Genomic DNA, 11,100 nt, shown 5'->3' on the forward strand with positions numbered 1-11,100 from the left:
CCAAAACGCTCCGCACCCACCTTCGTCAGCGCCGCCGTCAGCGTCGTCTTGCCGTGGTCCACGTGACCGATCGTGCCCACGTTCACGTGGGGCTTGGTGCGCTCGAACTTACCCTTTGCCATGGCTGCCTGTCTCGATGACGGTATGGAGTTGGTGACTGCTGGTGGAACGGCGGCGGCGCCTGCGACGCCGCCGGCGGACGCATCCGCCTGTGTTGGTGCTCACGAATGGAATCGAACCATCGACCTCCTCCTTACCAAGGAGGTGCTCTACCGACTGAGCTACGTGAGCAGGTTTTTGCAGCGGGGCCTTGCAATGCAATGGTGGAGCGGGAGACGGGAATCGAACCCGCGCTAGTAGCTTGGAAGGCTACAGTTCTACCATTGAACTACTCCCGCGCCGGGAGGCCCTGCCGTGTTGCGCCACCGGCTGGTAAGACCGATGGGTACCGCGAAATCCTGTGAAGCTGGTGGAGGGAGGTGGATGGCTGCGGCGCTACGCGCCTTGGCCCTGCTACAACCCAACGACCTGATACAGCAATAACCTTGGAACCTGGTGGAGGGAGGTGGATTCGAACCACCGAAGGCGTAAGCCAGCAGATTTACAGTCTGCCCCCGTTGGCCGCTTGGGTATCCCTCCGAATTGTTTCGATGGAAGGCAAGCAGCCCCTCCAAAGAGCCCGCAATTTTGACCCCCGCCTGCGGGACTGTCAACGGTTAGATGCGGGATTTTCCGGCTGACAGGAAATCGGCAAGCGGGCGAAGGCCCTGCCAGAAGCATTGCGCCGTGGCGAGTGAAGCGCAGGCGGGATGCGCGAAGAGCGCAGCTGCCGATGTGGGCTTGCGGGCCCATGAGGCGGCGAGCACCGCCGCGCGCCCGCATGCGCGAGCGCAGCAGGCGCAATCAGACGTTGAAGCGGAAATGGAGAATGTCGCCCTCTTGAACGCGGTATTCCTTGCCTTCAAGGCGTAGCCGCCCCGCATCCCGCGCCCCGGCTTCGCCCCGATACTTGATGAAGTCGTCGTAGCCGATCGTTTCGGCGCGGATGAAGCCCTTCTCGAAGTCGGTATGGATCACGGCAGCGGCCTGCGGCGCGGTGGCACCGGCCCTGACCGTCCATGCACGCACTTCCTTGACGCCTGCGGTGAAGTAGGTCTGCAGGCCCAGCAGCGTATAGGCCGCGCGCACCAGCCGGTTCAGCCCCGGCTCGTCCAGCCCCAGATCCTTCAGGAAATCGTCGCGGTCGGCATCGTCAAGCTGGCTCAGTTCTTCCTCGATGGCGGCGCACACCGGCACCACCTGCGCGCCCTCTTCCGCGGCGCGGGCGCGCACGGCGTCCAGATGCGGATTGCCTTCGAAGCCGTCTTCCATCACGTTGGCGACGTACATCACCGGCTTGAGGGTGAGCAGGAACAGGTCGCGGATTGCGGCCTTTTCCTCCTCGTCCAACCCAACCGAACGGGCGGACTTGCCCTGATCCAGCGCGGCGCGCAGCCGCTGCAGGATCTCGATCTTCACCTTCGCATCCTTGTCGCCGCTCTTGGCGACGCGCTCAAAGCGCGCGATGGCCTTGTCCACCGATTCGAGATCGGCCAGCGCCAGCTCGGTGTCGATGGTTTCGATATCGGCGATCGGGTCGATGCGATTGCTGACGTGGATCACGTCGTCGTTCTCGAAGCAGCGCACCACATGGGTGATCGCATCGACCTCGCGGATGTGGGCGAGGAACTTGTTGCCCAGGCCTTCACCGCTGGCGGCACCGGCCACCAGACCGGCGATATCGACGAACTCCACCGCCGTCGGGATCACCTTCTGCGGCTTGATGATCTCGGCCAGCGCGTTCAGGCGCGGGTCCGGCACCGGCACCACGCCGACGTTCGGCTCGATGGTGCAGAACGGGAAGTTGGCGGCGGCGATGCCGGCCTTGGTCAGCGCGTTGAACAGTGTCGATTTGCCGACGTTCGGCAGGCCAACGATGCCGCATTTGATGCCCATGTCGCGTCTTGCTCCGTTACCGCGCAGCGCTTTGCTACGCGAAAGAAATCATTGCGAACGCGGCGTGTGCAGCCGCGTCATCGCATCGGGAAAATTGCCCTGCACGGCCAGCGGCATGACGCCGAGGGCATCGTCGATGGCGCGCAGGATCATCGCTTCGTCATCGCGTCCGGGCTTGCCCAGCACCCACGGCGTGACCTTGTCCTTGTGTCCGGGATGGCCGATGCCAACCCGCAGGCGATGGAACTTGCCATGCCCAAGCAGGCGGATGGTGTCGCGCAGGCCGTTCTGGCCACCGTGGCCACCGTCGAACTTCAACCGCGCCACACCGGGCGGCAGGTCAAGCTCGTCGTGGGCGACCAGCATGTCGTCCGGTTCGATCTTCCAGTAGCGCAGGGCTGCGGTGATCGACTTGCCGGACAGGTTCATGAAGGTGGCCGGCTTCAGCAGCCAGACCGGCTGCCCCGCGATTTCGACCTTCGCGGTTTCGCCAAACAGCTTGCTTTCCAGCCCGAAACGCCCGCCCAGTTGCTCTGCAAGGGCGTCAACAAACCAGAACCCGGCGTTGTGCCGGGTTCTGGCGTGTTCGGGACCGGGATTGCCCAGCCCGACGATGAGGCGCAAACCAGCCATTGGAACGAAATTGCCCTAGCTCGTCATCCCCGCGCAGGCGGGGATCCATGGACGTCATACGGTACAAATACAAAGTCCATGGATTCCCGCTTTCGCGGGAATGACGAACAACGCGATTACTTGTCGTCCTTCTTGGTGGCCTTGGTCGCCGGCACTTCGGCAGCTTCCGGCGCGGCGGCATCCACCTCTTCTTCCTTGGCGTGCTTGGCGATCACCACGGCCACGTCGTGTTCCTTCCCCAGCTTCAGCGCCGGCAGTTCCACGCCCGCCGGCAGCTTCAGCTCGGACAGGTGGATGATGTCGCCGACGTTCAGCGCGGACAGGTCGATTTCGATGAACTCCGGCAGATCCTTCGGCAGGCAGCTCACTTCGACTTCGTTCAACTCGTGCAGCACCAGGATGCCTGCGGTCTTGCCCGCCGGGGACTTGTCCTGATTCAGGAAGTGCAGCGGCACCTGCGCGCGCAGGGCTGCATTTTCGTCCACGCGCTGGAAGTCCAGGTGCATGATGATCTGCTTGAACGGATGGCGCTGGATGTCACGCAGCAGCACCTTCTGGACGTCGCCACCCAGGCTCAGGTCAAGGATGGACGAGTAGAACCACTCGTTCTGCTGGGCCAGCCAGACCTTCTCGTGGTCAAGCTGGATGCTGACGGGCTCAAGCTCACCGCCATAGACGATGGCCGGGATCTTGCCGGCGTGGCGAAGGCGGCGGCTCGCACCCTTCCCTCCAACCTCGCGGCGCTCGACCTGGATTTCATGTGTCGTTGCCATGTTGTTTCACTCTCTTTCGTTGCAATGAAACCGCCTCGCGGCGGTTGTGGACACTCACCCGCGACCAGGTGAGTGGGGATGTCAGTCCACGTAAAGCGAACTGACGGATTCTCCGAAGGCGATGCGGCGGATGGTTTCGGCCAGCAATTCCGCCACGCTGAGCTGGCGAATCTTCGGGCAACCGCGCGCGGAAGCGGACAGCGCGATGGTATCGGTGACCACCAGTTCGTCCAGCTGCGAGCGGCTCAGGTTGTCCAGCGCCGCACCCGACAGCACCGGGTGTACGCAATAGGCCACGACCTTCTGCGCGCCGCGCTCCTTCAGCGCGCCCGCAGCGGCGCACAAGGTGCCGGCGGTATCAACGATGTCATCGACCAGCACGCAGGTCTTGCCTTCGACATCGCCGATGATGTTCATCACCGTGGCGACATTCGCCTTCGGGCGGCGCTTGTCGATGATGGCGAGGTCGGCATCGTCCAGGCGCTTGGCGATGGCGCGTGCGCGCACCACGCCGCCGACGTCGGGCGAGACCACGATCAGGTTGTCGGTGCCGTGCGCGCGCCAGATGTCGGCCAGCAGCAGCGGCGAGGCATAGACGTTGTCAACGGGGATGTCGAAAAAGCCCTGGATCTGGTCGGCATGCAGGTCAACGGTCAGCACGCGATCCGTGCCCACCGCGCCGAACATCTTCGCAGCCACCTTGGCGGTGATCGGCACGCGCGAGGAACGCGGGCGGCGATCCTGCCGGGCGTAGCCGAAGTACGGCACCACGGCGGTGACGCTGGCGACCGAGGCGCGCTTCAGCGCATCCACCAGCACCAGCAGTTCCATGAAGTTCTCGGCGGTCGGCGCATTGGTCGGCTGGATGACGAACACTTCCTGCCGGCGCACGTTCTCCTCGATTTCCACCTGCACTTCGCCGTCGGAAAAACGGCTGACCAGCGCCTTGCCCAGACGGATGCCAAGCTCGCGGCACACCGACTCGGCCAGGGGCCGGTTGGCATTGCCCGAGAAGACCAGCAGATTGCGTTCGTCTTGCATGTCGGTGGCTCCGCGTCGCTCTGGCCGTGCGGGTGATTGGAACGGTTTGATTGGAACGGGATGTGCGAGATGGCAGGGGCGGAAGGATTCGAACCTACGCATGCCAGGATCAAAACCTGGTGCCTTAACCGCTTGGCGACGCCCCTAGAATGTGTTGCTCCACTGCATCCAGCAGCGGCGACCGTTCCGCACCGCGTGCCAACCAGGCAGACCTGCTCGATGGGAGCAGGCCCGATGGCAATGCGGCGAGCGCCGCTTCGGCGGATTCGCGGGTGGCGAACTCGACGAAGCAACCGCTGCCCGAACCCGTCAAGCGCGGCGTGCCGATGCGTGCAAGCGTGGCGAACATGGCCTCGACGGCGGGTTCACGGCGGCGCAGCACCGGCTCGAACGCATTGTCGAGCGCGGCCCCTGACGGGGATGTTCCGGAAAGGAAGCTCGCTATTGTCGCGGGCGCAGCATTGCGCGTCAAATCAGGGGCTTGGAACAATTCAGCGGTGGCGGCGTGTACGCCGGGGCTGGCCAGTACGTACCACGCCGGCGGCAGATCGATGGGCGTGAGCGCCTCGCCCACGCCTTCGGCCCATGCGTTGTGGCCGCGCACGAACACCGGCACGTCCGCGCCCAGCCGCAGGCCCAGCGCGGCCAGCCGGTCGGCATCGAAACCCAGCCTCCACAGCGCATTGAGCGCCACCAGCACGGTCGCAGCATTGGACGAACCGCCGCCAAACCCGCCGCCCATCGGAATACGCTTTTCGATGCCGATATCGGCACCTTGGCTGCAATTGGCTTCCGATTGCAGCATTTTGGCTGCGCGCACCAGCAGGTCGTCAGCCTCGGCCACGCCCTGCACGCCCGGCCCGACGCGGGCAATCACGCCATCCGCGCGCGCGCGCAGATACACCGTATCGCCCCAGTCCAGCAGGCGGAACACGGTCTGCAACTGGTGATAGCCGTCCGGCCTGCGCCCGGTGATGCGCAGGAACAGGTTCAGCTTGGCCGGGGCCGGCCATGCGCTCCAGCCGGCATCCGCCGGGAAACCCGTCATTCCACGCCCCAGCGATCCACGACCAGCCGCACCCGGTTGTCGCCGTTGCGGGCTTCGATGCGCGAGGGCATCGGCAGGCGGGTGAACGGGTCGGGCTGCCAGCCGGTGTATTCGATCGTCCAGCCACCTTGCCCGATCCGCTGCGGCAGCAGGTCAGTGCCGTAATCGATCTGCGCCTGCCCGAACGCCGCTTCGCCCGCCGCCACCGCGCGCAGCCAGCAACCCAGCGCAGCAACCGGGATGTCCCAGCCCACCGCTTCGCGCAACAGCCGTGCCGCATCATCGCCATGCCGGGTGCCATCGGGCAGGCCGTGCAGCGTCGCGCCTTCGGCATCGACCTCCAGCAACCAGCCTTGCCGGGTGACCGGCGCGGACAATTGCAGGCGCAGCAGGCCCGCACCCTGCGTCCATTCAAGACGACCGCTGCCGCCTTCCTTGCCGGCGGAAAGCGCCACGCGCCCCGCCATCGACCAGCCCGGCGCACCGCAATCACCGGTCGCAAGGCCAAGCGCGGCGGCGCGTTCGCGCTGCGCGGCTTCGCCGGCAATGGCATCGCCCGCTGCAGGCTTCACCGCTTGCGCAGCGCAACCGGCCAGCGTCAGGCACAAGGCTGTGGTGACGATGCGCAGGCTCACGCCGCCGGCTCTCCGACTTCCTGCAAGGCACGTTGCAGCGAGCGATTTTCGGGATCGAGCTTGCGCGCCTCTTCGAAATACTTGCGCGCCTCGTCCTTGTTGCCCAGCACCCACAGCACCTGGCCGAGGTGGCTGGCAATGTCCGGGTCTTTCTGCAGCGTATAGGCGTGGCGCAGGTGTTCCAGCGCCTCGCGCTTCTTGCCAAGGCGGAACAGCACCCAGCCGTAGCTGTCGATGATCGCGCCGTTGCCCGGTTCGGCCACGCGCGCGCGGTCGATCAACTCCAGCGCCTCGCGGTAACGGGTGGTGCGGTCGGCCAGCGTGTAGCCCAGCGCATTGAGGGTGGCGACGTCGTCCGGGGCCAGCATCAGGATGCGGCGGAAGTCGGCCTCGGCGCGCGGGATGTCGTCCATCCGCTCCCACATCAGCGCACGCGAATACAGCAGCACCTGATCGTCGGCGAAGGCGGCAAGCCCGCGTGCGAATACGTCCTGCTCGGCGGCGGCGTCCTTGTCCTTCTGCCGCAGTTCGGCTTCCAGCAGATAGCCGCCACGGCGGGCTTCATCGTCCAGTACCGCATCCGACTGGATCGCATGCAGGGCGTCATAGGCATCCTTGCTGCGCTTCATCGCATGCAGCACGCTGGCGCGACGCAGGCGGGCGATCACCTGTGCGTCATCGCCAGGCACGCTGGCGTACCAGTCCAAAGCTTCGGAGTGACGCTCCAGCGATTCCGCCAACTGGCCCAGCAGCAAGCGGCGCATCGGGTTGGGCTCGGTCGCGCCGCGCTTGAGTTCGTCATACAACGCGGCCAGCCCCGCCTTGTCCTTGGCCTTGTCCAGCAGCATCGCGCGCTGCGCGTAGCTGCTGTCTTCCTGCGTGCCGAATGCCAACACCTGCGCGGCCTTGCCGGCATCGCCCAATGCGTCGTATTCGGCAGCCAGCGCCCAGCGCAACGGCGGCGACAGCCGCGCGGGATCTTCCAGCCCGGCCAACAACCCGCGCGCTTCATCCCGCTTGCCATCCTCGCGCAGCAATTGCGCACGCAGCAGGGCGACGCGCGGCTCGCCGGGGAAACGCTGCACCACTTGTTGCACGATGTGATCCACAAGCTTCGGCTGCTCCAGCCGCTGGGCCAGCCCGCCGAAGCCGAGCCACGGCTGCAATTCGTCGGGCAGCGCGCCGTCTTCGACGACTTCGCGGGTCATTGCCACCACCAGTTTCTGCTGCTTGCCGACCGCGCCCATCAGCGCCGCCAGCGCGGACTGCCAGCCACCGTCCTGCGCCATCAGCGCGTGCAGCTCACGGCGCGCGGCGCGCTTGTTGCCGCCACGCAAGGCCAGACTCGCCGCCAGCATGCGCTGCGCCTGTCCGCCATCGGGCTGCAATGCGTTCCAGACCTCCAATGCCTCGCGGGCCAGTGCGTCCTCGTCGGCCAGCAGGGCGATGCGCGCGGTGCGTTCGGCCAGCACCGGGTCCTGCGCTGCGCGCGCCGCTTCCAGATAACGCTTCGCCGCTTCCGGCAACTGTCCCGCCTGCAATGCGAACTCGCCGGCGATGCTGGCTTCCAGCGGATCGACCGTGCCGGGTTTGCCTGCCTGCGGCGCGGCGTTGGCGATGGCGGCACATGCCAGCAGTGCGGGCAGCAGCAGGCGCGGGGCGATGCGTTGCGGGTATGCCATGGAAGTGGGCCGGTACAATGGTGGATTGGGCCCGCAGCTTAGCGCAGGCACCTGAACGGATACGTCCTGCATGCCTCTCCACGTCCTTGGCATCAACCACCAGACCGCGCCGGTTTCCCTGCGCGAGCAGGTGGCGTTTGCCCCGGAAACACTGGGGCCGGCGTTGGCATCGCTGCGCGCGCTGCCGCAGGTGCATGAGGCGGTATTGCTGTCCACCTGCAACCGCACCGAGCTGTACGCGCATGCGGACGATGACGGGCAGGCGCTGGCCGACTGGCTTGCCACGCATCCGCGCGATGGTCATGACCTGCATGCCTATCTGTATCGGCACTGCGATGCCGACGCCGTGCGCCACCTGTTCCGGGTTGCCAGCGGGCTGGATTCGCTGGTGCTGGGTGAGCCGCAAATCCTCGGGCAGGTGAAGCAGGCGTGGGCGGCATCGCGCGAGGCCGGCGCACTGGGCGGGCAATTGGATCGCCTGTTCCAGCAGGCCTTCGCCACCGCCAAGCGCACCCGCACCGACACACGCATCGGCGCGAATCCGGTGTCGGTCGCCTCGGTCGCGGTACGGCTGGCGCAGGACAGCTTTGCCCGATTGAGCGATTCCAGCGTGCTGCTGATCGGTGCCGGCGAAACCATCGAACTGGCCGCGCGCCATCTGGTCGAAGCCAGGACGCAGCGCCTGCTGATCGCCAACCGCACGCTGGCCCACGCGCAGGAGCTCGCCAGCCGCCACGGAGGCATCGCGCTGCCGCTGGCCGAGCTGGACAAGCATCTGTTTGAAGCCGACATCGTGATTTCCGCCACCGCCGCGCGCACGCCGATCCTGCATCGCCCGCAGGTGGAACATGCGCTGCGCCTGCGCAAGCATCGCCCGATGCTGCTGCTTGATCTGGCGGTACCGCGCGACATCGACCAGGCGGTGTCCGGCCTGCGCGACGTGTTCCTCTACACCGTCGATGACCTGGAACGCGCCATCGAGGACAACCGCCGCAGCCGCCGCGAAGCCGCAGGCCAGGCCGAGGCGATCATCGAACTGCAGACCGCGCGCTTCATCGAACAATGGCAGGCCAGCAGCCGCCAGCAACCGCTGCTGCGCCTGCGCGCCCACGGTGACGCGGCCCGCGCCGAAGCACTGGCGAAGGCACGCGCGCAACTTGCCGCCGGCATGCCGCCGGAACAGGCGCTTGATCTGTTGGCACATACGCTGACCAATCGCCTGCTGCACGCGCCCACCGTGGCCCTGCGCGAAGCCGCGCTGACCGGCGATGGCGATCTGGCGCGCGCGGCGGAACGCATGTTTCCCGCCACCGACGCAGGCGACACCGACGCATGACCCCTGCCCTGCGCCGCAAACTGGAAGCGCTGCTGGAACGGCGCGAGGAAGTTCAGCGCCTGCTGGCCGATCCAGCAGTTGCTGCGGATCAGAACCGCTTCCGCAGCCTGTCGCGCGAGTTCGCAAGCCTGCAACCGGTGGCCGATGCACTTGCCGCCGAAGCACGCGCCCGCGATGACCTCACCGCCGCCGAGGCGATGCGCGCCGATCCCGAGCTGCGCGAACTGGCCGATGACGAAATCATCGCTGCCAAGGCGCGCCTGACGCACCTTGAAGGCGAACTGCTGGCGCAACTGGTGCCGAAGGATGCCCGCGACGACGGTGGCCTGTATCTGGAAGTGCGCGCCGGCACCGGCGGCGACGAGGCGGCGATCTTCGCCGGCGACCTGTTCCGCATGTATTCGCGCTATGCCGAGCGCAACGGCTGGCGGGTCGAAGTGGAATCGGCCAATCCCGGCGAACACGGCGGCTACAAGGAAATCGTGGCGCGCATCGAAGGTGACGGCGCCTACGCAAAACTGAAATACGAATCCGGCACCCATCGGGTGCAGCGCGTACCGGCAACGGAATCGCAGGGCCGCATCCACACCTCGGCGGCGACGGTGGCGATCATCGCGCTGGAAGCCGGCGACTTCGACATCATCATCAATCCCGCCGACCTGAAGGTGGACACCTTCCGTTCCTCCGGCGCGGGCGGCCAGCACGTCAACAAGACCGAATCGGCGATCCGCATCACCCACGTCCCGACCGGCGTGGTGGTGGAATCGCAGACCGAACGCAGCCAGCACGCCAACCGCGACAAGGCGATGAAGCGCCTGCAGGCAATGCTGATCGAAGCCGAACTGGAAAAGCGCGCCGCCGCCACCGCCGCCGACCGCAAATTGCAGGTGGGAAGCGGCGACCGCAGCCAGCGCATCCGCACCTACAACTTCCCGCAGGGCCGCATCACCGACCACCGCGTGGAAGGACTCACGCTGTACGACCTGCCCAACATCATCGAAGGCGAACTCGATCCGCTGATCGTGCGCCTGCAACAGGAACGGCAGGCCGAGGAACTGGCGCGGCTGGCACAGGAAGGATGACCCCGATGGATACCGCAATCACCCGCGCCGGCCCCGCCGACCTCGACGCACTCAGCGCCTTGTTCGATGCCTACCGCCAGTTCTACGGCCAGCCGTCCGACCTGCCACGCGCACGCCAGTGGCTGCGCGAACGCCTGCGTTTTGGCGAATCGGTGGTGCTGGTCGCAAAACGCAACAGCGCGACCGTGGGCTTCGTGCAGATGTATCCGATGTTCTCTTCGGTACGCACCGCGAAGACATGGATACTCAACGATCTGTATGTCGATGCCGAAGCACGCCGCAAGGGCATCGCCCGCGACCTGCTTGCTGCCGCAGCGGACTTTGCACGCACGGACGGCGCGGCGGGCATCGCGCTGGAAACCGCCACCGACAATGCAGCCGCGCGTGCGCTGTATCGCGCCGCTGGTTGGCAGGAAGACGCAACGCAGTGGTATTCGCTGGCATTCGGCTGAACCGGCAGCGGTGACGGCGGGCAACAACCCGCCCTACACTCGGCGCACGACCCATCCTGAGGGAATGCGATGTCCATCGACACCACCTTGCGACTGCTGACAAGGGCAACCGGCATGACGGTTGCCGATCTTGCCACCGCCATCCCGCGTGCAGGCATCGGCACGGTCAATGCATGGCTGAAGGGCGAGAAATTGCCCGGCAAGGATCAGATCGACGCGCTGGCGCGCACCTTCGGTGTGCCTGCCGGTGCGTTGCTGTCGGAACTCGCCAGCACGCTTGACCCGGCGCGCACCAAGGGCGAGCACGAACTGCTTGCCGCCTATCGCGCACTCAACACGCGGCAGCAGGGTGCGCTGCTGGAGGTGGCGCGCAGCATGCGTCCCGGCAGCACGCGCAAGGCGAAATGAGTCAGCCGGCCTTCG

At 66.3% G+C, this 11,100-nt stretch carries 12 protein-coding genes and 4 tRNA genes; 4 read left to right on the top strand and 12 right to left on the bottom strand.

All coding sequences use genetic code 11. From position 1 onward, the window contains the following. The 12 genes from QM612_RS06305 to QM612_RS06360 form a co-directional block, all read right to left on the bottom strand. Positions 1-122, bottom strand: a 122-nt coding sequence (locus tag QM612_RS06305; protein WP_415253061.1) for a GTP-binding protein, incomplete at its 3' end; no start/stop codon positions are given. Between the two features lie 93 nt (positions 123-215). Further along, positions 216-291: transfer RNA gene (locus QM612_RS06310), tRNA-Thr, on the bottom strand. Positions 292-324: 33 nt separating this feature from the next. Beyond that, positions 325-398 (bottom strand) — tRNA-Gly (locus tag QM612_RS06315). A gap of 155 nt (positions 399-553) precedes the next feature. Then, positions 554-639 (bottom strand) — tRNA-Tyr (locus tag QM612_RS06320). A gap of 264 nt (positions 640-903) precedes the next feature. Then, positions 904-1,995, bottom strand: a complete 1,092-nt coding sequence (ychF, locus tag QM612_RS06325) for a redox-regulated ATPase YchF (protein WP_415253050.1) — start codon at positions 1,993-1,995, stop codon at positions 904-906. Between the two features lie 48 nt (positions 1,996-2,043). Then, positions 2,044-2,628 (bottom strand): aminoacyl-tRNA hydrolase, encoded by a 585-nt coding sequence (pth, locus tag QM612_RS06330; protein ID WP_415253051.1) that lies wholly within the window; start codon positions 2,626-2,628, stop codon positions 2,044-2,046. A gap of 116 nt (positions 2,629-2,744) precedes the next feature. Further along, positions 2,745-3,401, bottom strand: a complete 657-nt coding sequence (locus tag QM612_RS06335) for a 50S ribosomal protein L25/general stress protein Ctc (protein WP_415253052.1) — start codon at positions 3,399-3,401, stop codon at positions 2,745-2,747. A gap of 81 nt (positions 3,402-3,482) precedes the next feature. Next, entirely contained in the window at positions 3,483-4,442 is a 960-nt protein-coding gene (locus tag QM612_RS06340) for a ribose-phosphate diphosphokinase (RefSeq protein WP_415253053.1), read from the bottom strand. Between the two features lie 70 nt (positions 4,443-4,512). After that, positions 4,513-4,588 (bottom strand) — tRNA-Gln (locus tag QM612_RS06345). Further along, positions 4,567-5,490: a 4-(cytidine 5'-diphospho)-2-C-methyl-D-erythritol kinase gene (gene ispE / locus QM612_RS06350; RefSeq protein ID WP_415253054.1), complete on the bottom strand. Its 924-nt coding sequence runs from the start codon at positions 5,488-5,490 to the stop codon at positions 4,567-4,569. Before ispE ends, QM612_RS06345 begins: the two co-directional genes overlap by 22 nt. Further along, a complete protein-coding gene (lolB, locus tag QM612_RS06355; RefSeq protein ID WP_415253055.1) occupies positions 5,487-6,125 on the bottom strand; it encodes a lipoprotein insertase outer membrane protein LolB in 639 nt (212 codons plus the stop codon). The genes ispE and lolB overlap by 4 nt, the downstream gene beginning before the upstream one ends. After that, positions 6,122-7,807, bottom strand: coding sequence for a tetratricopeptide repeat protein (locus QM612_RS06360; protein WP_415253056.1), 1,686 nt, complete (start codon positions 7,805-7,807; stop codon positions 6,122-6,124). Before QM612_RS06360 ends, lolB begins: the two co-directional genes overlap by 4 nt. 70 nt (positions 7,808-7,877) lie before the next feature. Here QM612_RS06360 and hemA point away from each other — a divergent pair, with 70 nt between their 5' ends. From hemA to QM612_RS06380, 4 genes are all read left to right on the top strand, one after another. Next, the gene (hemA, locus tag QM612_RS06365) at positions 7,878-9,143 is read left to right on the top strand and encodes a glutamyl-tRNA reductase (protein WP_415253057.1); all 1,266 of its coding nucleotides are present in this window, start codon (positions 7,878-7,880) and stop codon (positions 9,141-9,143) included. Next, positions 9,140-10,225: a peptide chain release factor 1 gene (gene prfA / locus QM612_RS06370; RefSeq protein WP_415253058.1), complete on the top strand. Its 1,086-nt coding sequence runs from the start codon at positions 9,140-9,142 to the stop codon at positions 10,223-10,225. Before hemA ends, prfA begins: the two co-directional genes overlap by 4 nt. A 5-nt stretch (positions 10,226-10,230) precedes the next feature. Next, entirely contained in the window at positions 10,231-10,677 is a 447-nt protein-coding gene (locus tag QM612_RS06375) for a GNAT family N-acetyltransferase (protein WP_415253059.1), read from the top strand. Positions 10,678-10,746: 69 nt separating this feature from the next. Next, the gene (locus tag QM612_RS06380; RefSeq protein ID WP_415253060.1) at positions 10,747-11,085 is read left to right on the top strand and encodes a helix-turn-helix domain-containing protein; all 339 of its coding nucleotides are present in this window, start codon (positions 10,747-10,749) and stop codon (positions 11,083-11,085) included. Positions 11,086-11,100 lie beyond the last annotated feature (15 nt).

This window comes from Thermomonas sp. (genome assembly GCF_047606765.1).
Classification (GTDB): Bacteria; Pseudomonadota; Gammaproteobacteria; order Xanthomonadales; family Xanthomonadaceae; genus Thermomonas.